General features: G+C 70.8%; 24 protein-coding genes. 8 read left to right on the top strand and 16 right to left on the bottom strand.

Annotated features, from left to right (window positions below; all coding sequences use genetic code 11):
- Positions 1-125 precede the first annotated feature (125 nt).
- Positions 126-590 carry a secondary thiamine-phosphate synthase enzyme YjbQ gene (locus AAC979_RS20805; protein WP_371348798.1) on the bottom strand — a complete coding sequence of 155 codons (465 nt, stop codon included), beginning with the start codon at positions 588-590 and terminating at the stop codon, positions 126-128.
- A 119-nt stretch (positions 591-709) separates the two neighbouring features.
- On the opposite strand from AAC979_RS20805, the gene AAC979_RS20800 reads away from it, so the two are divergent.
- Positions 710-1702 (top strand): alpha/beta hydrolase, encoded by a 993-nt coding sequence (locus AAC979_RS20800; protein ID WP_371348797.1) that lies wholly within the window; start codon positions 710-712, stop codon positions 1700-1702.
- A gap of 22 nt (positions 1703-1724) precedes the next feature.
- Here the strand turns inward: AAC979_RS20800 and AAC979_RS20795 are convergent, their stop codons facing one another.
- From AAC979_RS20795 to AAC979_RS20785, 3 genes are all read right to left on the bottom strand, one after another.
- Complete coding sequence (locus AAC979_RS20795; RefSeq protein WP_371348796.1) at positions 1725-2321, bottom strand: hypothetical protein; 597 nt, start codon at positions 2319-2321, stop codon at positions 1725-1727.
- 38 nt (positions 2322-2359) lie between these two features.
- On the bottom strand, positions 2360-2974 hold the full coding sequence (locus AAC979_RS20790) for a 2-hydroxychromene-2-carboxylate isomerase (protein ID WP_371348795.1): 615 nt from the start codon (positions 2972-2974) through the stop codon (positions 2360-2362).
- A gap of 152 nt (positions 2975-3126) precedes the next feature.
- Complete coding sequence (locus tag AAC979_RS20785) at positions 3127-3555, bottom strand: MerR family DNA-binding transcriptional regulator (protein ID WP_371348794.1); 429 nt, start codon at positions 3553-3555, stop codon at positions 3127-3129.
- A gap of 421 nt (positions 3556-3976) precedes the next feature.
- Here AAC979_RS20785 and AAC979_RS20780 point away from each other — a divergent pair, with 421 nt between their 5' ends.
- Complete coding sequence (locus AAC979_RS20780) at positions 3977-6256, top strand: hypothetical protein (protein ID WP_371348793.1); 2280 nt, start codon at positions 3977-3979, stop codon at positions 6254-6256.
- 11 nt (positions 6257-6267) lie between these two features.
- On the opposite strand, the gene pdeM is transcribed toward AAC979_RS20780, so the two are convergent.
- The 5 genes from pdeM to AAC979_RS20755 form a co-directional block, all read right to left on the bottom strand.
- Positions 6268-6936, bottom strand: a complete 669-nt coding sequence (gene pdeM / locus AAC979_RS20775) for a ligase-associated DNA damage response endonuclease PdeM (protein WP_371349115.1) — start codon at positions 6934-6936, stop codon at positions 6268-6270.
- Between the two features lie 43 nt (positions 6937-6979).
- Positions 6980-9487 carry a ligase-associated DNA damage response DEXH box helicase gene (locus AAC979_RS20770; protein WP_371348792.1) on the bottom strand — a complete coding sequence of 836 codons (2508 nt, stop codon included), beginning with the start codon at positions 9485-9487 and terminating at the stop codon, positions 6980-6982.
- An 86-nt stretch (positions 9488-9573) separates the two neighbouring features.
- Positions 9574-10041, bottom strand: a complete 468-nt coding sequence (locus AAC979_RS20765; RefSeq protein ID WP_371348791.1) for a hypothetical protein — start codon at positions 10039-10041, stop codon at positions 9574-9576.
- Complete coding sequence (locus tag AAC979_RS20760; RefSeq protein ID WP_371348790.1) at positions 10038-10676, bottom strand: GYF domain-containing protein; 639 nt, start codon at positions 10674-10676, stop codon at positions 10038-10040. The genes AAC979_RS20765 and AAC979_RS20760 overlap by 4 nt, the downstream gene beginning before the upstream one ends.
- Before the next feature lie 94 nt (positions 10677-10770).
- Positions 10771-11697, bottom strand: coding sequence for a class I SAM-dependent methyltransferase (locus AAC979_RS20755; RefSeq protein ID WP_371348789.1), 927 nt, complete (start codon positions 11695-11697; stop codon positions 10771-10773).
- 50 nt (positions 11698-11747) lie between these two features.
- Between AAC979_RS20755 and AAC979_RS20750 the strand changes: the two genes are divergently transcribed.
- From AAC979_RS20750 to AAC979_RS20735, 4 genes are read left to right on the top strand one after another with little or no spacing between them, the layout of a single operon-like run.
- Positions 11748-12815 (top strand): ligase-associated DNA damage response exonuclease, encoded by a 1068-nt coding sequence (locus AAC979_RS20750; RefSeq protein ID WP_371348788.1) that lies wholly within the window; start codon positions 11748-11750, stop codon positions 12813-12815.
- Positions 12812-14506 (top strand): cisplatin damage response ATP-dependent DNA ligase, encoded by a 1695-nt coding sequence (locus AAC979_RS20745; RefSeq protein ID WP_371348787.1) that lies wholly within the window; start codon positions 12812-12814, stop codon positions 14504-14506. The genes AAC979_RS20750 and AAC979_RS20745 overlap by 4 nt, the downstream gene beginning before the upstream one ends.
- A gap of 3 nt (positions 14507-14509) precedes the next feature.
- Positions 14510-14779, top strand: a complete 270-nt coding sequence (locus AAC979_RS20740) for a DUF6460 domain-containing protein (protein ID WP_371348785.1) — start codon at positions 14510-14512, stop codon at positions 14777-14779.
- A 4-nt stretch (positions 14780-14783) separates the two neighbouring features.
- Positions 14784-16109 (top strand): MATE family efflux transporter, encoded by a 1326-nt coding sequence (locus tag AAC979_RS20735; RefSeq protein ID WP_371348784.1) that lies wholly within the window; start codon positions 14784-14786, stop codon positions 16107-16109.
- Here AAC979_RS20735 and AAC979_RS20730 read toward each other — a convergent pair.
- The 3 genes from AAC979_RS20730 to AAC979_RS20720 are packed head-to-tail and all read right to left on the bottom strand — an operon-like array spanning position 16106 to position 19030.
- A complete protein-coding gene (locus tag AAC979_RS20730; protein ID WP_371348783.1) occupies positions 16106-17188 on the bottom strand; it encodes a quinone-dependent dihydroorotate dehydrogenase in 1083 nt (360 codons plus the stop codon). The genes AAC979_RS20735 and AAC979_RS20730 overlap by 4 nt on opposite strands.
- Positions 17189-17192: 4 nt before the next feature.
- Positions 17193-17555: a DUF952 domain-containing protein gene (locus AAC979_RS20725; RefSeq protein ID WP_371348782.1), complete on the bottom strand. Its 363-nt coding sequence runs from the start codon at positions 17553-17555 to the stop codon at positions 17193-17195.
- A gap of 32 nt (positions 17556-17587) precedes the next feature.
- Complete coding sequence (locus AAC979_RS20720; protein ID WP_371348781.1) at positions 17588-19030, bottom strand: aspartate aminotransferase family protein; 1443 nt, start codon at positions 19028-19030, stop codon at positions 17588-17590.
- Positions 19031-19185: 155 nt separating this feature from the next.
- On the opposite strand from AAC979_RS20720, the gene AAC979_RS20715 reads away from it, so the two are divergent.
- A complete protein-coding gene (locus AAC979_RS20715; RefSeq protein ID WP_371348780.1) occupies positions 19186-19812 on the top strand; it encodes a S24 family peptidase in 627 nt (208 codons plus the stop codon).
- 64 nt (positions 19813-19876) lie between these two features.
- Here AAC979_RS20715 and AAC979_RS20710 read toward each other — a convergent pair whose 3' ends face one another.
- The 4 genes from AAC979_RS20710 to def form a co-directional block, all read right to left on the bottom strand.
- Positions 19877-20134 carry a YMGG-like glycine zipper-containing protein gene (locus AAC979_RS20710; protein WP_371348779.1) on the bottom strand — a complete coding sequence of 86 codons (258 nt, stop codon included), beginning with the start codon at positions 20132-20134 and terminating at the stop codon, positions 19877-19879.
- A 238-nt stretch (positions 20135-20372) separates the two neighbouring features.
- Positions 20373-20822, bottom strand: a complete 450-nt coding sequence (locus tag AAC979_RS20705) for a GNAT family N-acetyltransferase (RefSeq protein WP_371348778.1) — start codon at positions 20820-20822, stop codon at positions 20373-20375.
- Complete coding sequence (gene fmt / locus AAC979_RS20700; RefSeq protein WP_371348776.1) at positions 20819-21736, bottom strand: methionyl-tRNA formyltransferase; 918 nt, start codon at positions 21734-21736, stop codon at positions 20819-20821. The genes AAC979_RS20705 and fmt overlap by 4 nt, the downstream gene beginning before the upstream one ends.
- A gap of 46 nt (positions 21737-21782) precedes the next feature.
- The gene (gene def / locus AAC979_RS20695) at positions 21783-22334 is read right to left on the bottom strand and encodes a peptide deformylase (protein ID WP_371348775.1); all 552 of its coding nucleotides are present in this window, start codon (positions 22332-22334) and stop codon (positions 21783-21785) included.
- 110 nt (positions 22335-22444) lie between these two features.
- Here def and AAC979_RS20690 point away from each other — a divergent pair, with 110 nt between their 5' ends.
- Positions 22445-23653 (top strand): DNA recombination protein RmuC, encoded by a 1209-nt coding sequence (locus AAC979_RS20690; protein WP_371348774.1) that lies wholly within the window; start codon positions 22445-22447, stop codon positions 23651-23653.
- The last annotated feature ends 28 nt before the right edge of the window (positions 23654-23681 follow it).

Genomic DNA, 23681 nt, shown 5'->3' with positions numbered 1-23681 from the left:
CCACCTGCACCCGACCCGTTCTCGCCGCGGGTCCGCGCCGCGATCATGGTGCGGACGGACCGGCGCCGCAAGCCGGCAGGCCAGAAGCGCCCGCACGGCCGGGATCGCAGGTCGTTTCTCGACCTTTAGTGGGCCTCGCCGACAAACGCCACAACCAATTCGCGCCGGTGCGGACGCACACGGTGCTCGACGAGGTAAAGCCCCTGCCAGGTGCCGAGCGCCATGCGCCCGCCAAGGACCGGCACGGCGAGGTGAACCCCGGTGAGCACCGCCTTGATATGGGCGGGCATGTCGTCCGGCCCTTCGAGGTCGTGCACCCATCCCGCCTGCTCCGGCGCCAGCCGCTCCAGCGCGGTGAGCAGGTCGGTTCGCACATCCGGATCGGCGTTCTCCTGCAGGGTCAGCGAGGCGGAGGTGTGGCGGCAAAATACCGACACCTCGCCCTCGCCGGCGCCGATGCCGTCCAGGAAAGTCGCCACCGCCTGGGTAATCTCGGTGAAGCCGCGCCCCTGCGTGTCGATGGTGAGAAGCGAGGTGAACCGCCGTGTCACCGCGCTTTCGCGCACCTCACCCTGCCGGATCCGCGCCATCGGCATGCCTCCTGTCACCCTTGCGCGCTGGACGTAGCGCGCCAGCTAGGCTTGGATAGACCCGATCAGCCCCTGATGACAGGTCCACCGCCACCCCCGTTCCGGAGTGTCGCCTGCCTATGACCTCAATGCCTTCTCCGGCGCCGCTGCGCGCCGCCTCCCCGCTGGTGATCGACCCCGGCTTGTTCGACCCCGCCGCCATCGCCCCCGATACGCGGGCGGTGAATGCGAGCATCGTCAAGGCGCTCGGCGCCGTGCCGGACCGCTGGGTTTTTCCGATGGCGATGCTGCGCAAGCTGCGGCTGGAGGGCAAAGGCCCGTTCCCGCTCTCGCCTGAAAGCCCCTACGCCCAGGCGATCGAGATCGAGGGCCCGCGCGGGCCGATCCCGCTGCGCATCCTCACCCCGCCGGCGCCGCCCAAGGGCGTGTATCTGCACCTGCATGGCGGGGGCTGGTGCCTCGGCTCGGCGCGGGAGAATGACGGGCTCAACCACCGCTTCGTCGAGCGCACCGGCTTCGCCGTGGTGTCGGTCGATTACCGGCTGGCCCCGGAACTGCCCTATCCCGCCGGCCCTGACGATTGCGAGGCCGCCGCGCTGTGGCTGCTGCGCGAGGGGCCGGCCCGCTTCGGCACCGACCGCTTCGCCATTGGCGGCGAATCCGCCGGCGCCAATCTCACGGTGGCGACGCTGCTGCGCCTGCGCGACCGGCACGGCCTCACCCCGTTCCGCGCCGCCAACCTCAATGCCGGCGCCTATGATCTCGGCCTGACCCCCAGCGCCCGCCGCTGGGGCGACGAACCGCTGGTGCTGAACACGCGCGACATCAATGTCTTTGTCGGCCATTATCTGCGGGAGGGCGGCGACGTTGCCGCCTCGGATGTCTCGCCGCTTCATTCCGACCTCACCGGTCTGCCGCCGGCGCTGTTCACCATCGGCACCCGCGACGCGCTGCTCGACGACACGCTGTTCATGGCGCCGCGCTGGCTGGCTGCCGGCAATGGAGCGGAACTGGCCGTCTATCCCGGCGGCTGCCATGTCTTTGTCGGCTTTCCCGGCTCGCTGGCCGACCAGGCCATGGCGCGCATCCACGCCTTCATCGGCACCTGCTGAACCGCGCCCGGGGGCGCCCGCGCTACAGCCCCTCGCCCTTGGGCGGCGGCGGCAACGGCGCTCCCTCCTGAGGCAGGTCCTTGCGCAGCCGCTCGATCATCTCGACGAAGCGGCGAAAGGCATGTTCGGCGAGGTCGACCGCCTGGTCGAGCCGCTGGCGGGCCTGCGCCGGCAATTCCTCCTCCCCGCCGGGCATAGCAGCCGATGGCGGCAGGGCATTCAGCCCTTTGGCGTCCGGCGCGTTGGCGTCCGGCGCCTTGGCCTCCGGCCCGGCCTGCGGCGGCGCCATGATGTCGGGCACGCCCGCGCCGCCCTTTTCCAACGCGGCGATGCGCGCCTGCAGCCGGCCGATCTCCGCCTCCAGCGCGGCACGATCATCCGGCACGGCCTCGCATACCCAGGCCTGCGCCCGCTGCGAGCAGAACGACATGGCGCCGGTGCGGGTGTCGAGCCGCATCAGCCCGCCTTCCACCGGCTGCATGGAAAAGCGCGCCGGATCGGCGGCGGGCGCGCCCGCCCCGGGCGTGGTCTGCGCCTGCACTCCCCCGCTCAGCATCAGCGCTCCGGCGAAGGCGCCCGCGCAGGCGATATGGGTGATTCGTGGTGTGGTCGGCCGCATGGTCAAGGCTCCTTGCGCTCCGGCGGGCACGCTTGGCATCAGGGAGTGAACGGCGCCCGTCCGCTCGACAACGCCGCGTCCAGCAGTTCGATCCGATCCTGACCCCAGAACACCTCGCCATCGAGCACATAGGCGGGCGAGCCGAACACATCCGCCTCGATGGCGGCATCGTGATTGGCCTGATAGATGATGGCGGTGCGGTCCTGCCCGGCGGCGTCCAGCAAATCGGCCGGCAGGGCGAGTTCCTCCAGCACAGCGGCGAGTGTCGCGGGATCGGCGAGGTTTTCCTCGCGCTGCCAGACCCCCGACATCAGGCGCTGCGCCAGCGGCCCGACCTCCTGGCCGGCGATCTGCGCGGCGATGATGAGCCGGTCCGCCAGCTTGGGGTCAAACGGCCAGTGGCTCGGCTTCACATTGAGCTCGATGCCCCGCGCCTCGCGCCAGCGCTTCAGTTCCACCAGCCGGTAGCGCTGCCGGGCGGGATGGCGCTTGGCGAGCGGCAGGCCGCCGGTCTCGGCGAACAGTTCGCCCAGCAGCACGGGGCGCATGTTCACCCGCGCCTCATGGCGCGCCGCCAAAGCGAGAAACGGCGCGTGGCCGAGAAACGCCCAAGGGCTGATGACGGAGAAGAAATAGTCGATCGAACGGGACATGGGCGCACTCGGCTGAACGGGTTGATCCGGACCTTGCCGGCCACGCTAGCCTATTTCGGCCGCTCATGTGCAGCCCTCGCGGCGCCCGCCGCAAAAGCAGACGGCGCCCGCCCGGGGCGCCGCTTGAGATGTCGCGGGACGAGAGAGCCCGATCAGGCCGCGCGGGCAGAGAAAGCGGCGACCATCTGGCGCAGCTCGCCAATGGCTTCCTCGATTTCGACCTTCTGCTGTTCCAGCAGGGCGAGCTGTTCGCTGCACTTCTCGGCGGTGAGGGCGAGCCCCCCGGCCGGCATGGCGGCGCCTTCGCGCAGCGCGACCATCGCCTTGATCTCGGCCAAGGTGAAGCCGAGCTTCTTGCCCTTCAGGATGATGGCGAGGCGCGAGCGCTCGGCCGGGCTGTAGAGCCGGGTCAGCCCCTCGCGGCGCGGGGCGAGCAGGCCCTTGTCCTCATAGAAGCGCAGGGCGCGCAGGGTCACGCCGAATTCGCGGGCGAGATCGCCAATGGTGAAAAAGCCCGCCTCGCCGGAAGCGGCATGAGCGGTATCGAGGGTGCGTTCGGCCTCGTAGGAAGAGAAATCCATCTGGGCAGCTCCGGGGGAAAGCGGGGGTCACGCGGCAGTACTGTTGACGCAACATCGCAGACCGGTTGCCGCAAGGGGAGAAAGTCACACCCGACGTTAGGGAAACTTACTGTTAAATGGATTCCTAACTGATTGATAAAAATCTCATTTTTTAAATGTCGCGGCAGACGGGTTAAACGGCACGGCGCGCCGCGCGGCGCCTGATACAGGCAGACCGAACCCACCAAAACACCTCCGGCGGACGCTTTTCCCCAGCGCCGGCGGACGCGGCGACGGGATCGGAGGCGCTGGCGCCGCGGCGAGCGACGCGCGGCGCATTAACCTGCCCTTTACCAAGATTCGTAACAGTTGCGGCAGGCAGCCTCCCGCGGTCGCCGCGCTGATTCCTGCTGCATTCGTGCCGGACGACGGAGACCCCAAGGTGAGGCAAGAGGCCCCTTCGACGACCGGAAAGATCGCTCCCGAGGCCTGGCGCGCGCTGGACGACGCCGCCCGCCGCGACGGGCTGCCGCTCGACCAGTGGCTGCGCGCCCGGCTCATGGGCACCACCGCCGCCGGCACGCCGCCCGCCGAACTCGACGGGCTGAACAATCTCGCCGAGCTGCGCCGGCGCATCGAGGAACTCGCCGGCCAGATCGGCCGCATCGACGCCCCTGCGCCGCCGGAGCCGGAGGCGAACCGCGCATCCGAGCCGGAGGCGAACCGCGTAGCTGAGCCGCAGGCGACCCGCACATCCGAGCCGCGGGCAGCCCGCCCGCTGACGCCGCCGCAGGCCCCGGACGAGCGCGGATCGTCGGATGACCGCCTTGCCGCCGCCATGCGCGAGATCGACCAGCGACTGGCAGCGCTTCAACTGTCGCGACGCCGTGCCGCGACGCCGGAAGACGCGCCGAGCCCGGCCGCGATCGAGGCCGCCGTGGCCGAGATCGCCGCGCGCCAGAGCGAGCTTGATTACGAGATGGCGCCACGCCGCCTGCCGGAGGCGGACGCGCTGGCGCCGCTGGCGCCCGGGCGCCTCGGGGCCAATGTCTTCACGCCCCCGCCCCCCTCAACCGGGGCCGCACGTCCCGCGCCGCTGCCGGCCGAGGCGCTCCTTCCGCTGCAGGACGAGCTTGCCGGCCTGCGCCGCGCCGTCGCCACGCTCGCCCCGCGCCAATCGGTGGACGAATTGCAGCGCGTGGTGCAGCAACTGGTCACGCGAGTGGAGCATTCCGAGACCCGCGACGAACATCTGCGCGCCACGCTGGCGTCGCTGCGCGAGATGATCGGCGGGCTTCGCCTGCCCGAGCCGCCCGAATTTGTGCTCGGACGCATCGCCGCGCTGGAACGCAAGATCGACATCGTCAACGCCAAGGTCGTCGACGGCGCCACTGTCGCCCGCCTGCAGGCGCAGGTCGCCGAGATTCGCGAGCTTCTGGCCCGCGCCCTCTCGACGGATGCGCTGAGGCTGCTGGCCGAGCAGGTGTCGCTGCTGGCGACCCGCGTGGCGGAAATGGCGACCCGCGAAAGCGAGACGGTCCGCACCGCCTTCGGCGCGCTGGAACGCCGCCTCGACACGCTGGCCGAGCGCGTCGCCGCCCCGCTGCCGCTCGACGATCTCCTCGCCCGGCTCGAAGCCATCCAGCACGATCTCGCCAGCGCCCGGCAGCACCTCCCGCCCGGGCTGGAGGCGCTGTTCAAGGGTCTCTCCGACCGGCTGGAGCGGATCGAGCGCCCCGCTGCCCCGCCCGATGACGGTGCCCGGTTCGAGGCGCTCGGCCGGCAGATCGAGGAAGTGTCGCACCGCCTCGGCGCCATCGGCGCGGAGGCTGGCGGCGAACGAGCGGAACAGATCGCCAGCCAGCTCGCCAGTATCGAGCGGGCGGTCAACGACCTGTTCATCCAGATGGAGGAGACGCGGGCCAGCCTGCTCGCCGCCGCGCGGCCGCGCCCGCCCGCGGGCGGCGGCGATGCCGAGACGCTCACCGCGCTGATCCGGCGCGAGATCGCCGCGCTGGAAACCCAGCGGGCGACGGAGAGCGCGACCGCACGGGCGACGGCCGCCGCCGCGGCCGAAGCGGCGGTCGCCGCCGAACTCGCCAGCCTCGCCGCTGCCTCAAGGCCGGCCCCGCCCGAGGCCATCCCATCGGAACCGCCGCCGGCTCCCGCGCCGGAACCCGCCGCGGTGTTCACGCCGCCCCCCGCCTCGATCCCGAAAGCCTTCGAACCACAGCTCATGCGCGCGGCGCTGGAAGCGCTCAGCCGCACCGCCATCTCTTCCCGCCGCGCTCCCGCCACCCCTGCGGCACCAATGACCAAGGAAGCGGAAGGGCCGGCTCTCCCGCCAGCGGCCGCGAACGACACCGCCACCAGCCGGGCGACCCTGATCGCGCAGGCCCGCCGCGCCGCCAGCCCGACGGAGCGGCCGGCCGCACCCCGGCCCGCCCCCGCCGCCCCGGTGGAACTGCGCAGCCATATCGGCAGACGAGTGGCAGCGCGTCCTGGCCGCTGGCTGGCGCGCATCCGCGCCATGCTGGTGATCGCGGTGTGCGGATCGGCGCTGGCCTATGGATCCTGGCATGTCCTCGCCCAGCTACGGCAGGAACAATTGCGCGCCGCCGGCCCCGCCAGCGTGCCGGGCCCGGAAGACATCACCGGCTCGGTAGGTGGCAGCGCGCCCCGCGCCCCGGCGCCGCCGTCGAACCTGATCTTTTCGCGGTAGCGCCGCGCCGCTCAGCGGTCCGGCAGGCAGGCGTGGTGGGCGATGCGGTAGGTGCGCGCCGCGCCGACAAGATGCGCCTCATAGGCGCCGCCGAACAGGCCAGCCACCGCTTCATGACGGATATTGAGCCCGCCCGCATAGGCGCCGAGCGCCGGCATCACGAGGCGCCGTCCATCGGTGGCGAAGCAGCGCCGGCGCAGGCTGCGCCCGCGCACCACCACCCGCGCGACGGGATGGAAGTGCCCGGCGATCTCGCCCTCGGCCGCGTCGGCGGCCGGCTCATGCCTCAGCGTGAGCGGCCCCACGCGCAGTTCGTCGGCGGCGTCGCCGGCGAGACCCGGCATCGGCGCGGGATCGTGATTGCCCGCGATCCATATAAGGTCACGCCCGCGCGCCAGTTCGGCGAGACTGGCGCGTTCGTCCGGGCCGAGCCGCGCCGCGCCGCCGCGATCGTGAAAACTGTCGCCCAGCGCCACCAGCACGCGGGGGCGGCGTCGCTCCACGATGCGGGCCAGAAGATCAAGCGTCGCCCGGCTGTCATAGGGCGGCAGCGGCACACCGCGCACGGCGAAGGCGGAGCCCTTTTCCAGATGCAGGTCGGCGACGATGAGCATGCGTTCGGCCGGCCACCACAGCGCCCCGGCGGCGTCGAGCACCAGCGTCGCGCCGACCAGCGTCACCGCCGTGCCGCCCTCCGCCGCGTCCTGGGCCGCCTGCTGCGCCTCAACCGCTTCCCGCGCCTGCACTGTCCATCGCCTCCCGGATCAGTTCGTCCTCGGCCTCGGCCAGCAACGCCTCCGACGCCCCGCCCGCCACCATTTCCCGGCCAATCTCCAGCATGACAGGCACCGCCAGCGGCGAGACGCGCGACAGGGCGACATGGTCGATTCGGCCTTTGATACGGGCGAGCATGTCGGAGAGCCGGCGAATGTCCAACAGACCTGTCGCCGCATCCGCCCGCGCCGCGCGCAGCAGCACATGGCCCGGCTCGTGCCGGCGCAGCACGTCATAGACGAGATCGGTCGACATGGTCACCTGGCGGGAGTTCTTCTCCTTGCCGGGGAAGCGCCGCTCGATCAGCCCGGCAATGACCGCGCATTGGCGGAAGGTGCGCTTCATCAGCGCCGATTCCGCCAGCCATTCCTCCAGGTCGTCGCCCAGCATGTCGGCGTCGAACAGGTCGTCGAGCGACAGCCGCCCCTGCTGGATGGCCAGCGACATGTCGCGCACGCCATAGACCACCAGCGCATAGTCATTGGCCATGAAGCCAAGCGGGTGCAGCCCGGCGCGGTCGAGCCGCCGCGTCAGCAGCATGCCGAGCGTCTGGTGCGCGAGCCTTCCCTCGAAAGGATAGGCGACGAGATGGTAGCGGTCGCCGCGCGGAAAGGTCTCGACCAGAAGGTCCTCCCGCCCCGGCAGGCGGGAGCGCAGCTTCTGCAGTTCAAGCCAGTCGCGCACCTGCCCGGGCAGGCTCTGCCAGCGTTCCGGCTCGGAAAGCAGCGCCCGCACCCGCGCGGCGAGGAAGGTGGAGAGCGGAAACTTGCCGCCGGCATAGGAGGGAACGCGCGGCTCCTTGGCGCTGGTTCGGGCGACGCGCACCTCATTCTCGTGGATGGTGAGATATTCCAGCACCTCCCCAGCGAAGACGAAGGTGTCGCCGGGGCTCATCGTCTCGACGAAGTATTCCTCCACCTCGCCCAGCACCCGCCCGCCATAGCGCGATTTGGCGCTGGCGAGACGCACTTTCAGCATGGTGGATTCGACGATGGTGCCGACATTCAGCCGGTATTGCTGCGCCACCTGCGGATTGGCGACACGCCAGCGCCCGTCCTTCCTCTGCCGGATGCGGGCGAAGCGCTCATAGGCGCGCAGCGCGTAGCCGCCGGTGGCGTTGAAGGCGACCACATCGTCGAAATCGGCGCGGGCGAGGTCGGCATAGGGCTCGGCGGAGATGACTTCCGCGTAGAGATCATCGGCCTCGAATGGCCCGGCGCAGGCCATGCCGAGCACATGCTGCGCCAGCACGTCGAGCGCGCCGGTGCGGATCACCGCGCTGTCCTGCGCCCCCGCCCTCACTGCCTCCAGCGCGGCCCGGCATTCCAGCACCTCGAAGCGGTTGGCCGGTACGAGCACCGCGCGCGAAGGTTCGTCCAGCCGGTGATTGGCCCGGCCGATGCGCTGCATGAGCCGCGAGGAGCCCTTGGGCGCGCCGACATTGACCACGAGGTCCACCGCCCCCCAGTCAATGCCGAGGTCGAGCGAGGAAGTGCAGACCACTGCCTTGAGCTTCCCCTCGCCCATCGCCGCCTCGACCCGCCGGCGCTGCGACACATCGAGCGAGCCGTGATGCAGCGCGATAGGCAGATTGGCGTCGTTGATGTGCCACAGCTCCTGGAACAGCAGTTCCGCCTGCATGCGGGTGTTGACGAAAACGAGCGTGGTCGTGTGCCGCTCGATCAGGCGGTAAATCTCTTTCAGCGAATGGCGCGCCGTGTGCCCGGCCCAGGGCACATGGGCGACACTGTCGAGCATGGAAAGATCGGGCGCGGCGCCAGCCTCGGCCAGCACCAGTTCCCCGGTCTCGCCCCTCCCGGTCTGCGGCACCAGCCAGCGCCGCAGCGTGTCGGGATCGGCCACCGTGGCGGAAAGGCCGACCGTCTGCACCCCGGGCGCGAGGCGTCGCAGCCGGGCGAGGCCAAGGCTGAGCAGATCGCCGCGCTTGGAGCCGGCCAGCGCGTGGAGTTCATCCAGCACGATGCGCTTGAGATCGGCGAACAACGGCTCGGCATCGGCGGAGGCCAGCAGCAGCGCGATCTGCTCCGGCGTGGTGAGCAGGATGTCCGGCGGGTCGCGGCGTTGGCGCTGGCGGCGCGAGGCCGGCGTGTCGCCGGTGCGCGTCTCGATGCGCACGGCCAAGCCCATTTCCTGCGCCGGCCGCTCCAGATTGCGCGCGACATCGACGGCGAGCGCCTTCAGCGGCGAGATATAGAGCGTGTGCAGGCCGAGCGGGCGCGGATTGTTCCGCGCCGCCGGGCGGCCGGCGAGTTCAACGAGGCTCGGCAGGAAGCCCGCCAGCGTCTTGCCGGCGCCGGTGGGGGCGATCAGCAGGGTGGAGCGCCCCTCCCGCGCCTGCGCCAGCAGTTCCATCTGATGCGCGCGCGGCGCCCAGCCCCTGCCGGCAAACCAGCGTCGGAACGGCTCGGGCAGAAGATCGTCGGGCGCGGCATGCATGATCGTCACCGCGAGAAGCTAGTGACTCGGGCGCGAAATGCGAGGGTCAGGCCCGCACGCCCCTCACGGCTTCACCAGCGAGGGCGCTATATCTCCACCGCCTTGCCGGCGCCGGTCGGCAGAGCGGGCCGCACGAACGTGTCGAACTGCGTCCACAGTGCCGAGGCGATAGCGCTTATCTCCTGGGCGGCGTAGTGCCAGACGACAAGGCTGAGCGCGATGTTCAGCGCGGCGACAAGCGCCGGTCCCTGCCACGCCCGCTCATGCAGGCGCTCGGGCTGCTGCGCGACCTTCAGCGCGATGATGGCCAGGGCGGCGATGGGCGGGCCGACCAGCAGCGGCACCCAGGCCAGAATCCGGGCGATCTCCAGAATGCTCAGGCTGCCCAGAGGACGCCCCAGCACCAGCGACAGGGAACGGCTGACGGCCCCGCTGCCGGCGAGTTCCGCCACCGGAACGACCGCGCCGCAATTCTCGCACAGCGTCGTGCGGGCGGAGAGGCGAAACCCGCATGCGGGACAGCGCAGGCCCGCCCGCCAATGCGCGGCGCTCAACGAATCATCCCCGCCGCGAGATTGCGCAGATAGCGTTCATTCATCGCCTTGGCCGTCTTATAGGCGTCGACCCACGACCAGATGTTGATGATCCAGCCGAGCAAGACGAACCACAGGAGGATGCAGCCGAAGAACATCAGGATCCCCTTGCCGATCTGCCCATTATAGAGCTGGCCCAGCCCGACGATCAGAATGGAGAGGATGAGGGCCGTGCCGGCGGATTTCGGCGCGGCGACGCCGGGGTCCAGAATCACCACCTGCTGCGGCCGCGGCTCGCTGGCGATGTTGTTGGTCACCTGCACCACCGTCGCACCCGCTTCGGCGCGCACCGGGCCCGCCGGTGGCGGCGCCGGGACCGCGCGCGGGAACAGCGAGACGAGGGCCGGATCATCGGCGGCGCGGGTCCACGTCTCCGCCCCGAGCCGCACCGCCTGCGTCTCGGCGTCGATGCGCCCCTCCTGGGCAAAATCCCGCAATTGATGGCCGGTAAAGGGGCCGAACACCTCGCCGTCGAGATGCACATACCATTCGCCGTCGAGCGGGTGCGGCGGCGGTTTCGGCACTGCCGAGGCCCGTCCCGGAGCCGCCGGAGCCATGTTGCGCATGCCGCCTGAGCTGTTTGTGTCGTCCATCATCCACCCACCCTTCGGTACCATCATTCTGCCCTAGGCGGCGCACGTCAACCGCAGGCACAGGAGAGAACCGATCGCATCCTGCGGTGGGCCCCGCTCACGCTTCGCGCAGCGCCAGTACCAGCAGCCCGGCGACTGGCTGGTCCCTTTCCCGCCGCACCGGAACCGCGTCGAGGGTCAGGCGGCTAAGGCCGGCTGCGCCCAGCGCCGCATCGACATAGGCCGGGGCATGGGCGAAGCGCAGCGTGTCGCGCAGCAGCACGCCTTCCCCGTCATGGCTCTCGGTGGTGAAGGCGAGCAGCCCGCCCGGTTCCAGCACGCGGCGGGTCTCGTGGAGGATGGGGGCGAGATCGTCGAGATAGCAGAAGGCATCGCCGGCGAAGATCAGGTCGGCCTCGCGCGCGGGTCGTTCGCGCAGGAAGGCCACCATCTCGCCGGCGGCGAGCGCGTCATAGACCTTCCGCCGCCGCGCATGGGCGACCATGTTGGGCGAGAGATCCACCCCCTCCATCACACCGATGCGGTCGACGAGGCGGGCGCCGACGAGGCCGGTGCCGCAGCCGAGATCGAAGCCGCGTGCGAAGGCATAGGGCCGGCCGAGCCGGGCGCAGGCCGCCGCCAGCCCGGCGTCGATCACTTCCGGCCCGCGATAGTCGAGCCGCGCCAGCGCCGCGTCGAAACGGTCGGCGTACTGGTCGAACAGCGCGCGGACATAGGCCGGGCTCATGCCCGCCACCTCGCCTTCCAGCCGGGCGAGCCGCAGCGTGGCACCCAGCGTGTCGGCGGGATCGAGCGCCCGCGCCTGCGCGAAGGCGTCGCCCGCCCCCGGCGCGTCGCCCGCCGCCTCGCGCGCCTCGCCGAGCAGGAACCAGCCCGGGGCGTAATGGCCGGCGCAGGCCACCGCCTCGGCCAGCAGTTCCGCCGCATCGGCGGCGTTGCCCTCCTCCATCAGCGCGCGCGCCCAGTCGATCCGGCGATCGACCGTCGGGTCGCCGGAGGAGAGAATAAGCCGGCCGTTGGCCATGGCGGGAAACTCGCGAAAAATGGGCAGCGGCGCCCTATATAGGTTCCACGATGCGCCCGGAAGAGCTTCTCCACACCACCCCACAGGGGCTTTACTCGCCGGCCGGCGATTTCTTCATCGACCCGACGCGGCCAGTGGCGCGGGCGCTCATCACCCATGGCCATTCCGACCATGCCCGCGCCGGCCATGGCCGCGTGCTGGCGACGCAGCAGACGCTCGACATCATGGCCATCCGCTATGGCGAAGCCTTCGCCGGCACGACGCAAGCGGCGGCCTATGGAACGCGCGTCGAGGTGAACGGCGTCGGCGTCACCTTCCACCCCGCCGGACATATTCTGGGCAGCGCGCAGATCGCGCTCGACTGGCGCGGCTGCACCATCGTCGCCTCCGGCGACTACAAGCCCGGCGCCGACCCCACCGCCCTGCCCTTCGCGCCGGTGCCCTGCCATGTCTTCATCTCGGAGGCGACCTTCGGCCTGCCGGTGTTCCGCCATCCCGCCCCGGCGGTGGAGATTGGCAAGCTGATGGATTCGCTGGCGCTGTTTCCCGAGCGGGCGCATCTGGTCGGCGCCTATGCGCTCGGCAAGGCGCAGCGTGTGATGGCGCTGCTGCGCGCCGCCGGGCACGACCGGCCGATCCTGCTGCACGGCGCGATGGAAAAGCTGACCGCCTATTACCGCACCCAGGGCATCGACCTCGGCGACACCCGCCCCGCACGGGACGCCACGCCGGCCGAACGCGCGGGCGCCGTGGTGCTGTGCCCGCCCGGCGCGCTGGCCGATGTGTGGTCGCGGCGCTTTCCCGATCCCGTCACCGCCTTCGCCTCGGGCTGGATGCGCATCCGCGCCCGCGCCCGGCAGAACGGCGTCGAACTGCCGCTGATCCTCTCCGACCATGCCGACTGGGACGAATTGGAGGTCGCCATCCGCGCCACCGGCTGCGAGGAACTCTGGGTCACCCACGGTCAGGAAGACGCGCTGGTGCATTGGGCGACGCAGCAAGGGCTGCGCGCCCGGCCGCTGCACATGGTCGGCTATGGCGAGGAGGAGGGCGAGGGCGGCGCCGCGCCCGATGCCCCCGCTACGGAAGCGGCGCCAGCACCGGAGGCGGCGCCGTGAACCGCTTCGCCGCCTTGCTCGACCGCCTCGCCTATGAGCCGCGCCGCAACGGCAAGATAAGGCTCATCGCCGATTATTTCCGCCACACGCCCGACCCGGAGCGCGGCTGGGCGCTGGCGGCGCTCACCGGCGCGCTGTCCTTCCGCAACGCCAAGCCCGGCCTCATCCGCCAGCTCATCGGCGAGCGCACCGACCCGGTGCTGTTCGCGCTTTCCTATGATTATGTCGGGGACCTCTCGGAGACGGTGGCGCTGATGTGGCCGGCGCCGCATGGGCTCAACGACACCGAGCCGCCGCCGCTTTCCGCCATCGTCCACGCCTTCACCCATATGGGCCGCGCCGAGATGCCGGCGGTGCTCGCCGCGCTGCTCGACCGGCTGGACGAGACCGGGCGCTGGGCGCTGTTGAAGCTCATCACCGGCGGGCTGCGCATCGGCGTGTCCGCCCGCCTCGCCAAGACCGCCGTGGCGGCGCTGGGCGAGCACGCACCCGACGCGATCGAGCTGGTCTGGCCGGGACTGGCACCGCCCTATGAAGAGCTGTTCGCCTGGGCGGAAGGGCGCGGGCCGAAGCCGGAAACCGAAGACCCCGCCCCGTTCCGCCCGGTGATGTTGTCCCATCCGCTGGAAGAGGCGGATGTCGAGAAGCTCGCCCCCGCCGAGTTCCGCGCCGAGTGGAAATGGGACGGCATCCGAGTGCAGGCGGCCCGCGCCGCCGGACCGGACGGGCGGCATGTCACAAGGCTCTACAGCCGCACCGGCGAGGATATTTCCGGCGCCTTCCCCGATCTTGCCGAGGCCCTCGCCTTTGACGGGGTGGTGGACGGCGAATTGCTGATCCTGCGCGAGGGGCGGGTGCAGTCCTTCAACGTGCTGCAGCAGCGGCTGAACCGCAAAGCGGTCTCGGCCAAGCTCATGCTGGAGTTCCCCGCCCATATCCGCGCCTATGACCTCTTGGTCGAAGCGGGCGAAGACCTGCGCCATCTTTCCTTCGAGGCCCGCCGCGCGCGGCTGGAGGCGCTCATCGCCGCCCATCCGGCGGAGGGGCGGCTGGACCTTTCCCCGCTGGTGCCGTTCCCAAGCTGGGAAGCGCTGACGGCGGCCCGCGCCGACCCCGCCGCCCATGGCGCGGGCGAGGATGCGGAAGCGGTGGAAGGGGTGATGCTCAAGCGCGCCGACAGTGCCTATCTGCCCGGCCGCCCCAAGGGCCCGTGGTGGAAATGGAAGCGCGACCCGCACAGCGTCGATGCGGTGCTGATGTATGCCCAGCGCGGCCATGGCAAGCGCTCCTCCTATTATTCCGACTACACCTTCGGCGTTTGGACGGAAGCGGGCGAGTTGGTGCCGGTCGGCAAGGCCTATTTCGGCTTCACCGACGCCGAGCTGATCGAGATCGACCGCTTCGTGCGCCGCCACACGGTGAACCGTTTCGGCCCGGTGCGCGAGGTGGTGCACACGCCGACGGAAGGGCTGGTGGTGGAGGTCGCCTTTGAGGGGCTGGCGCGCTCCACCCGCCACCGCTCCGGCCTCGCCATGCGCTTTCCCCGCATCGCCCGGCTGCGCTGGGACAAGCCGCCGGGCGAGGCCGACCGGCTGGAAACGCTGGAGGCGATGATCGGCGATGAAAGCCACGCTCCCCGCCGGCCCACCGCCGTGCTAGGGAAGCAGCGTTCGCCTGCCGGGGAAAAGTGAGTCATGGCCGATAATCAGCTTGCCCGCTGGATGGGCGGTTCGCCCTTCTGGGTTCTCATGCGGCTCGTGCTGCTCTCGGTGGTGGTCGGCGTCATCCTCGCCGCGCTGGGGCTCGATCCGCTCAACATCCTCGCCAGCCTGGAAAGCCTGGTGCGGCATCTGTTCAATTTCAGCTTCGAGGCGATCGAGCGGCTGTGGCGCTATTTCGTGCTCGGCGCGGTGATCGTCATCCCGCTCTGGCTCATCCTGCGCATCGCCAATCGCGGACGCTGAGGCCGTGAGCCTCGCGGCCGCCGGCCGGGTGGAGGTCACCTCCCGGCGCTTTCTCGCCATTGCACTGCCGGCGACGCTGGCGCAGATGACGACGCCCGTGCTCGGGCTGGTGGCCACCGGCGCCATCGGCCGGCTGGGCGACGCGGTGCTGCTCGGCGCGGTGGCGGTGGGCGCGCTGCTGTTCGATTTCGCCTTCTGGATCTTCGGCTCGATCCGCATGGGCACGGCCGGGCTGACCGCGCAGGCGCTGGGCCGCGGCGAGCGGGTAGAACTGCGCGCGGTGCTGATCCGGGCGCTGCTGATCTCGGCCGTCATCGGGCTCGTGCTGATCGCCGTGCATGGGCCGCTGGCCGACCTCGCCTTTCTCGCCATGGGCGCGAGCGAGGGCGTGCACGCGGCGGCTACGCTGTATTTCTCCGTCCGCATCCTTTCCGCCCCGTTTGCCATCGGCAATTTCGCCCTGCTCGGCTGGCTGGTCGGCATCGCCCGCACCGATATCGGGCTCGGGCTGCAGATCCTCATCGCGGCGGTAAACGCGCTCGCGACGGTGCTGCTGGTGCTGTGGTGGGATTTCGGCATTGCTGGCGCGGCGAGCGCCAATGTGCTGGCGGAAATCACCGGCACGCTGTTCGGCCTCATTGCCGCCGCCCGGCTGGTCGGGCGCGACTGGCATGTGCCGTGGCGAGCCCTGCTCGCCCGCACGCGGCTGATCGAGACGCTGGCGGTCAATCGCGACATCATGATCCGGACCGCGCTGTTGATGAGCGTGCTGCTGTTCTTCACCGCGCAGGGCGCCCGGCAGGACGACGTGACGCTCGCCGCCAATGCGGTGCTCTACAACATCGTCATGGTCTCGACCTTCTTCCTCGACGGTTTCTCCACCGCCGCCGAACAGATGTGCGGGCAGAGCATCGGGGCGAGGGACCGGGCGGGCTTCCGCCGCGCGGTGCGGCTGGTGCTGGGCTGGGGCGTCGGCTTCGCCGCCCCGGCCAGCGCCCTGCTGATGCTGGGCGGCGGGCCGCTGATCGACCTTCTGTCGGCTAACGAACAGGTGCGCGAGGTCGGCCGCGCCTTCCTGCCGCTGGCGGCGCTCACCCCGCTGCTGGGCGTCGCCGCCTTCGCCTATGACGGCATCTATGCCGGCTCGACCTGGGCCCGCGACATGCGCAACATGATGATGCCGGCGGTGGCGCTGTTCTTCCTCGCCTGGTGGCTGACCCTGCCGCTGGGCAATACCGGCCTGTGGCTCGCCTATCTCGCCTTCATGGGCGGGCGCGGCGTGTTCCTGGCGCTGCGGATGCCAGGGCTGGAACGGGCGACGTTCAATTAGCCGGGAAACGGCTCGGCCACCTTTACCGCCGCCTTGCGGCCGGTGAGCGCGGCGAGCGTCGTGTTCTCGCGCGCAAGCTCGGCGACCAGCCCCTGCTTGATCCGCTCCACCAGCCCTAGCCCCTCATAGACGAGAGCGGAATAGAGCTGGATGAGGCTCGCCCCGGCCTCGATCTTGGCCCGAGCGGCGGCGGGGCTGTCGATGCCGCCGACGCCGATCAGCGGAAAGGCGCCTTCCGCCCGCACATAGGTTTCCGCCAACATGCGGGTGGAGAGGGCGAAGAGCGGCCGGCCGGAGAGCCCGCCAGTCTCGCTCTTGTGCGGCGAGCGCAGGCCGGGCGGGCGGGAGATGGTGGTGTTGGAGACGATCAGCCCGTCGATCCTGCGCCGGCGTGCCACCGCGACCACCCCATCGAGATGCGGCAGAGCGAGATCGGGCGCGATCTTCAGCAGCAGCGGCACGCCGGGCGCCGCCTCGTCGCGCGCCGCGATCACCCGCGCCAGCAATTCGTCGAGCGCGCGCTCCTCCTGCAAATCGCGCAGGCCCGGCGTGTTGGGCGAGGAGACATTGGCGGTGAAATAGCCGGCCACCCCGGCAAAGGCGCGGATGCCGGCGACATAGTCGGCAGCGCGGTCGGTGCTGTCCTTGTTCGCCCCGACATTGACCCCGACGATGCCCGGCGCCCGGCGCTTTGTCCGGGCGGAAAGCCGCGCCAGCGCCGGGCCATGGCCGCCGCTGTTGAAGCCATAGCGGTTGATCACCGCCCGGTCCTCGACGAGGCGGAAATTGCGCGGGCGCGGATTGCCCGGCTGCGGGCGCGGCGTGATCGTCCCGACCTCGACAAAGCCGAAGCCGGCGCCGAGCATCGCGTCCGGCACCTCCGCCTCCTTGTCGAACCCCGCCGCCAGCCCCACCGGGTTCGGGAAGGTGAGGCCGAAGGCGGAGACCTTGAGGCGGGAATCGTCCACGGGCGCGGCGCGCGGCGGCAGGCAGGCGAGCGCGCGAATGGAGAGTCCATGCGCGGTCTCCGGGTCCATCAGCCGGGCGAAAGGAAGGGCGAGGTCGAGCAGGCGGCTCATGAGATCACCCTTCCAGGGCCGGGAACAGATGCCGCCCATGCGGGCCGAGCGGCAGTTCGCGCACATAGGCTACCGCCTCAAGGGCGAGCGGGCCGTAGAGATGCGGGAACAGATCGCCCCCGCGCGAGGGCTCCCAGCGCAGCAGCTCCGCCGGCAGATGCTCCACCCGCACCGCCACCAGCAGCAGGTCGTCCTGCCCGGCGAAATGCTTGGCCGCCGTTTCCGCCACCTGCCCGGCGGTGGAGAAATGGATGAAGCCGTCCGCCACATCCACCGGCGCGCCAATGAACCGCCCGGCGGCCTCCGCCGCCTGCCACAGCGCGCGCGGCGCGATCTTGTAGATGAGCCTCGCCTGCGCCGCCGCCATGTCCGTTTCCCGCCTTGTATCGTCGGCCCGTCCTACAGGGCCCCGGCCGCCGAGGCAACGCGGCGCCAGGCGCGGAGGATGGCGTCGGCCGAGAGATGGATGTCTTCCTCGGTGGTGGAAGCGCCAATCACCGAGAGCCGCATGATCCAGCGCCCGCGCCATGCCGCGCCGGCGGCAAAACAGGTGCCCTCTTCCTGCACCGCCGCGATGGTGGCGCGCGTCAGCGCGTCGCCCTCCGCCCCCTCCGCCGCGCCGCCGAAGCGCACCGCCACCTGGTTCAGCACCACCTCGTTCAGCACGGCTATGCCGGGCTCCGCCGCAAGACGGCCCGCCAGAGCCCGCGCCAGCGCGCAATGGCGCTCCACCATGGCGGCGATCCCGTCGCGGCCGAAATGGCGCAGCAGCGCCCAGGTGGAAAATCCCCGCGCGCGGCGCGACAGTTCGGGCACGTAATGCGAGGGGTCGCGCTCATGCTCGCTCACCGGCGGCAGATAGCTCGCCGCGATGGTCATCGCCCGGCGGTGGGCGTCGGCGTCGCGCACGATGGCATAGCCGCAATCGAACGGCGTCTGCAGCCATTTATGCCCGTCGGTCGCCCAGGAATCGGCCGCTTCGACACCGGCGGCACGATGCGCGCGCGTCGGGCAGGCGCGCGCCCACAGGCCGAAGGCGCCGTCCACATGCACCCATCCCGCCCGCGCCCGCGCGAGCGGCACGAGCCGCTCATGCGCGTCGGTGGCGCCGCTATGTATATGCCCGGCCTGCGTCACTACAATCAGCGGCGCGCCCTCGGGCACGGCCCGCGCCAGCAGATCCTCGAAAGCGTCGGGCCGCATCACGCCCTGCGCGTCGGCCGGCACGCGGATCAGGCTCGCCTTGCCGAAGCCGAGATAATGCAGCGCCGAGAACACGCTGGCATGGGCCTCCTCGCCGATCAGCACCCGCACCGGTGGGGCGCCGAACAGGCCCTGCGCCTCCACATCCCAGCCCGCGCGCCGCAGCACCTCGCCGCGCGCGGCGGCGAGGGCGACAAAGCTTGCCATGGTGGCGCCGGTGACGAAGCCGACCCCGCTCTCCGGCGGCAGGCCCAGCACCTCCAGCAGCCAGCGCGCCGCGACCGTCTCGGCGGCGGCGGCGGCGGGCGCGGCGAAGTGGTTGGCGGTGTTCTGGCCCCAGGCGGCGGTCAGCCAGTCGGCGGCGACACCGACCGGGTGGGAATTGCCGATCACCCAGCCGAAGAAACGCGGCCCGACGGAAGCGCGCAGCCCCGGCTCAGCCCGCGTCACCAGCGCGTCGAGCACGTCCGCGCCCGGCACGCCGGCCTCGGGCAGCGGGCCGTCAAAGGCGGCGAGGCAGGCGGCATAATCCGTCGCCGGCGGGTGCGCCGTGGGGTCCGCACGGTAGGCGATGGCCCGGCGCGCCGCCGCCAGCAGCAGGGCCTCGGTGTCGTCCTGTGGCGTCTCGTCCCTGTGCATGTCGGCCCCTGCCCGAAAGGGCGGCCATCCTAGGCGGGGCGGGCGCTCTGTCCAGCCACGGGTGCGGCGGGCGCGCCACGCCGGGCAAAGCGGCTGGACAGCGGCGACATTAGGGTATAATTCCTAACTATCTGACAAAAATCCGGGCACGAATCATGCTCAGCCATGCCCAGATCTGGCGTGCTTTGGACAGGCTGGCGGAGCGGCTGGACCTTAGCCCCTCGGCCCTCGCCCGCCGCGCCGGGCTGGACGCCACAACCTTCAATCGCTCCAAGCGCGAGGCGGCGGACGGGCGTCCGCGCTGGCCCTCCACCGAGAGCATCGCCAAGGTGCTGGCCGCCACCGGCACCAGCCTCGACGATTTCATGGGGCTGGTGAATGGCGGCACCGGCGGGCGCCGCGCCATTCCGCTCATCGGCTTCGCGCAGGCGGGAGAGGGTGGTTATTTCGACGATGCCGGCTTTCCCGTCGGCGGCGCCTGGGATGAGATCGCCTTTCCCAATGTCGGCGACGAGCACGCCTATGCGCTGGAAATCTCCGGCGATTCCATGCTGCCGCTCTACCGCGACGGCGATGTTGTCGTCGTTTCGCCGGCGGCACCGATCCGGCGCGGCGACCGGGTGGTGGTGAAGACCCGCGAGGGCGAGGTGCTGGCCAAGGAACTGAAGCGCCAGACCAATCGCACGGTGGAACTGCGCTCGCTCAACCCCGACCACCCCGACCGCCTGCTGCAGGAGGCGGACATCGCCTGGATCGCCCGCGTACTGTGGGCAAGCCAGTAGCCACACACGAAAACGGCCCCCGCCGGGGGCCGCCTCGTTCGGCCGTTCGCTTAAGGCGCTGCGGTCAGCAGCGCGCCGGCACGCGCCGGCCATAGCGGTCATAGGCCCAGCAGTCGCCCGGCGAGGTCGCCGCGCCGATCAGCGCGCCGGTGCCCGCGCCCACGCCCGCGCCGATCGCCGCGCCAGTGCCGCCGCCGGCAATGCCGCCGATCACCGCGCCAGTGCCGCCGCCGATGAGCGCGCCGCCGGTGGCACGGCGCTCCGTGGTGGTGCAGGCGGCAATGCTGAGCGTGGCCAGCGTGAGCACAACGATCTTGAGCATGATCCCTCTCCTTTTGAGCGTGCCGGACCTGCCCGGCAGATCGTGACGGAAAATCTGACAGGCGCTCGCCGCGTCGGCGGGCGCGGCGCCCGTCGGGTAACGTGCGCTCGGGCCACGGGTTCCACCGTCAGGGGAGAGTGCGGATTCGCCGCCGACTTCCGCGCGGGCGCATCGGCGCCAAGGCGGAGACGCGAGCCTTGTCTCGCATGCGCGACACGCCCGGCCAGGGCGCAGCGGCTCAGGGGGTCAGCGGCTTGCGGTACTGGATGAAGCCGGTGCGCTCGGCGAGGCTGTTATAGAGCCGCTGCGCCGTGAGATTGGTCTCGTGGGTCAGCCAGTAGACCTTCGGGCTGCCCTTGGCCGCCGCATCGGCCGCCACATGGTCGATCAGCCGGCGGCCGAGGCCCTGGCCGCGCTGGCTGGCGTCGACATAGAGGTCGTTGAGATAGCACACATCGCCCACCCACCAGGTGGAACGGTGGAACAGCCAGTGGGTGAGGCCCACCGCCTGCCCGGCGGCATCGAAGGCAAGCGCGCCATGCACCGGCTCGGCGGGATCGAGCAGGCGCTGCCAGGTGGTCGCCGTCACCTCGTCCGGCAACGTCGCCTCGTAGAAGGTGAGATAGGCCTGCCAGAGCGGCAGCCAGTGGGCGTGGTCGTCGGCGTTCAGCGCGCGTATGTCCGTCATGTCACCACCCTGCCTGCGGTCAGATCGCTGCCGCGCAAGAACTCGTCCGCCGGCATCGCCCGGCTACCGGCCTTCTGCACCTCGACAAGCCGTACCGCGCCGTCTCCGCAGGCGATGGTGAGCGCGTCGTCGAGCACCGTACCGGGCGCGCCGGCACCCGCGCCCCGCGTCGAGCGCAGCACCTTCACCCGCGCGCCGTCGAGCTCGAACCAGGCGCCGGGAAAGGGCGAGAGACCGCGAATATGGTCGTGCACCGCCTGCGCCGGCCGGGTCCAGTCGATGCGGGTCTCGTTCTTGTCGATCTTGGCGGCATAGGTCACGCCCTCGATCGGCTGCGGTGTGAAGCCGAGCGCGCCGCGCTCCAGCGCCGCCAGCGCCCGGCCCATCAGGTCGCCGCCGACGATCATCAGCCGGTCGTGCAACTCGCCCGCCGTCATGTCCGGCCCGATGGCGACGCGCTCCACCAGCCCCACCGGCCCGGTGTCGAGCCCGGCCTCCATCTTCATGACAGCGACGCCCGTCTCCGTGTCGCCGGCCATGATCGCGCGCTGGATCGGCGCCGCGCCGCGCCAGCGCGGCAGCAGCGAAGCGTGCAGGTTGAGGCAGCCGAGCGGGGGAAGATCGAGGATCGCCTGCGGGAGAATGCGCCCATAGGCTACCACCACGGCGGCGTCGGCTTCATGCGCGGCGAAGGTCGCGGCCGCGTCCTCGTCGCGCAGGCTGGACGGGGTCAGCACGGGAATGCCCAGCCGTTCCGCCGCGCGGTGCACCGGCGAGGGCACGAGATCGAGCCCGCGCCGCCCGGCCGGCGCCGGGGCGCGCGTATAGGCCGCGACCACCTCGTGGCCGGCACCGACAATCTCCACCAGCGTGGAAACCGCGAAATCGGGCGTGCCCATGAAGACAATGCGCATGTGGCTCCCCGCGAGAATGTGGAAGACGAGGCGTCGGGCGGCGGGGTCAGGCCCGCTCCTTCTTCGCCAGCTTGGTGAACTTGGTGATCACCCGGTCGCGCTTGAGCTTGGAGATGTGGTCGATGAACAGCACGCCGTTGAGATGGTCGATCTCGTGCTGCACGCAGGTGGCGAGCAGGCCGTCGGCGTCCATTTCCTGCGTCTCGCCATTGAGGTCCATATAGCGGACCCTCACCCGCGCCGGGCGCTCGACATCGGCGTAATATTCCGGGATCGACAGGCAGCCCTCGGCATAGACCGACATCTCCTCCGACGAGGCGATGATCTCCGGGTTGATCAGCGCCAGCGGGTGCTTCTCGCGCTCCGCCTCCTCGTCCTCGGCGCCGTCCGCCTGCGCCTGGCGCGGGCCGACATCGACGGTGACGATGCGCTCGGGAATGCCGACCTGGATCGCCGCCAGCCCGATGCCAGGGGCGTCATACATGGTCTCGAACATGTCCTCGACGATGGCGCGCACGCGCGCATCCACGCGCAGCACGGGATCGGAGAGCTGGCGCAGGCGGGTATCGGGGAGGATCACGAGCGGACGTATCGACATGCCGTCCAGATAAGCGCCACGCCGGATTCCGTCAACGCGGGGTTTACCCTGACAGCGACGGATGTTCACTCTCCGTTCGCGCCAACGCCAGAATCTGTTAGAAGACGGCGATGGATCAGATCGTGTTCACGCTTGGCACCCAGCCGGTGACGCTGGCGCAGACGCTGGCCGGTGCCGCTGCGCTCGTCTTTTTGCTGCTGCTCGCGGTACTGCGCGCCGTCTCGCGCAGCGCCCGGCAGAACGCCTTCGAGGCCGACGAGCAGGCCCGCCGCGCCGATGAACTGGAAGAGCGCCTCGCCGATCTCGCCCGCACCCAGGCGGAAACCATCGGCCGGGTGCAGTCCATGACAGAGGTACTGGCCCAGCGCCAGGGCGACCTCGCCCGCGCCGTGGCCGAGCGGCTCGACGCCTCCTCGCACCGCATGGGCGAGAGCCTGGCAAGGGCGAGCGAAGCCACGCACGAAAATCTCGTGCGGCTGAATGAGCGCCTCGCCCTTGTCGATCAGGCGCGGGCGAGCCTGGGCGAACTCTCCGGCCAGGTGATGAGCCTGCGCGAGACGCTGGCCAACAAGCAGGCGCGTGGCGCCTTCGGCGAGGGGCGGCTGCAGGCGATCGTCGCCGACGCCCTGCCGCGCGACAGCTTCGCCTTCCAGCACACGCTGAGCAATGGCCGCCGCGCCGATTGCGCCATCTTCCTGCCCGGCGACCGGCGCCCGCTGCTGGTCGATTCCAAATTCCCGCTGGAGGCGATCACCGCCTGTCGCGAGGCGCAGACGGCGGAGGCGCGCAAGCCGGCCGAGGCGCGGCTGCGCACCGATGTCGGCCGGCATGTGAAGGACATCGCCGAGCGCTATCTCGTCAGCGGCGAGACGCAGGATGTGGCGCTGATGTTTGTGCCTTCCGAATCCGTCTATGGCGAGTTGCACGAGCATTTCGACGACCTCATCCAGCAGGCGTTCCGCGCCCGCGTCATTCTCGTCTCGCCCTCGCTGCTGATGCTGGCGGTGCAGGTGGTACAGGCCATCTGCAAGGATGCGCGCATGCGCGAGCAGGCCGACCTCATCCGCACCGAGTGCGGCAAGCTGGTCGCCGATGTGGTGCGCCTGCGCGACCGGGTGGGCAATCTGCAGCGGCATTTCGGCCAGCTCAACGAGGATGTGGCGCAGGCGCTGACCTCCGCCGACAAGATCGCCCGGCGCGGGGAGCGCATCGAGCAGCTCGAATTCGAGGCGGACGGCCCGGCGGGCGCGCCCGCGCCGTCCGATCTCTTTGCGGCGGATACGCTGCCCACACCGCCGCTGCGGGGGGCGGCCGAGTGAGCGAGGGCGACGGGAGCGGCGTCTTTAA

Origin of the sequence: Ancylobacter sp. IITR112, from assembly GCF_041415945.1 — a bacterium.
In the GTDB taxonomy this organism is placed as follows: domain Bacteria; phylum Pseudomonadota; class Alphaproteobacteria; order Rhizobiales; family Xanthobacteraceae; genus Ancylobacter.
Note: the sequence above shows the minus strand (reverse complement) of the source record. Positions and strands in the feature narration are given on the sequence as shown.

What these genes read in the sequence shown, in the direction of transcription:
- AAC979_RS20805 (WP_371348798.1), bottom strand. Translation starts at nt 590, where the DNA reads ATGGCGCGGATCCGGCAGGGTGAGGTGCGCGAAAGCGCGGTGACACGG.
- AAC979_RS20800 (WP_371348797.1), top strand. Translation starts at nt 710, where the DNA reads ATGACCTCAATGCCTTCTCCGGCGCCGCTGCGCGCCGCCTCCCCGCTG.
- AAC979_RS20795 (WP_371348796.1), bottom strand. Translation starts at nt 2,321, where the DNA reads ATGCGGCCGACCACACCACGAATCACCCATATCGCCTGCGCGGGCGCC.
- AAC979_RS20790 (WP_371348795.1), bottom strand. Translation starts at nt 2,974, where the DNA reads ATGTCCCGTTCGATCGACTATTTCTTCTCCGTCATCAGCCCTTGGGCG.
- AAC979_RS20785 (WP_371348794.1), bottom strand. Translation starts at nt 3,555, where the DNA reads ATGGATTTCTCTTCCTACGAGGCCGAACGCACCCTCGATACCGCTCAT.
- AAC979_RS20770 (WP_371348792.1), bottom strand. Translation starts at nt 9,487, where the DNA reads ATGCATGCCGCGCCCGACGATCTTCTGCCCGAGCCGTTCCGACGCTGG.
- AAC979_RS20760 (WP_371348790.1), bottom strand. Translation starts at nt 10,676, where the DNA reads ATGATGGACGACACAAACAGCTCAGGCGGCATGCGCAACATGGCTCCG.
- AAC979_RS20755 (WP_371348789.1), bottom strand. Translation starts at nt 11,697, where the DNA reads ATGGCCAACGGCCGGCTTATTCTCTCCTCCGGCGACCCGACGGTCGAT.
- AAC979_RS20750 (WP_371348788.1), top strand. Translation starts at nt 11,748, where the DNA reads ATGCGCCCGGAAGAGCTTCTCCACACCACCCCACAGGGGCTTTACTCG.
- AAC979_RS20740 (WP_371348785.1), top strand. Translation starts at nt 14,510, where the DNA reads ATGGCCGATAATCAGCTTGCCCGCTGGATGGGCGGTTCGCCCTTCTGG.
- AAC979_RS20730 (WP_371348783.1), bottom strand. Translation starts at nt 17,188, where the DNA reads ATGAGCCGCCTGCTCGACCTCGCCCTTCCTTTCGCCCGGCTGATGGAC.
- AAC979_RS20725 (WP_371348782.1), bottom strand. Translation starts at nt 17,555, where the DNA reads ATGGCGGCGGCGCAGGCGAGGCTCATCTACAAGATCGCGCCGCGCGCG.
- AAC979_RS20720 (WP_371348781.1), bottom strand. Translation starts at nt 19,030, where the DNA reads ATGCACAGGGACGAGACGCCACAGGACGACACCGAGGCCCTGCTGCTG.
- AAC979_RS20715 (WP_371348780.1), top strand. Translation starts at nt 19,186, where the DNA reads ATGCTCAGCCATGCCCAGATCTGGCGTGCTTTGGACAGGCTGGCGGAG.
- AAC979_RS20710 (WP_371348779.1), bottom strand. Translation starts at nt 20,134, where the DNA reads ATGCTCAAGATCGTTGTGCTCACGCTGGCCACGCTCAGCATTGCCGCC.
- AAC979_RS20705 (WP_371348778.1), bottom strand. Translation starts at nt 20,822, where the DNA reads ATGACGGACATACGCGCGCTGAACGCCGACGACCACGCCCACTGGCTG.
- fmt (WP_371348776.1), bottom strand. Translation starts at nt 21,736, where the DNA reads ATGCGCATTGTCTTCATGGGCACGCCCGATTTCGCGGTTTCCACGCTG.
- def (WP_371348775.1), bottom strand. Translation starts at nt 22,334, where the DNA reads ATGTCGATACGTCCGCTCGTGATCCTCCCCGATACCCGCCTGCGCCAG.
- AAC979_RS20690 (WP_371348774.1), top strand. Translation starts at nt 22,445, where the DNA reads ATGGATCAGATCGTGTTCACGCTTGGCACCCAGCCGGTGACGCTGGCG.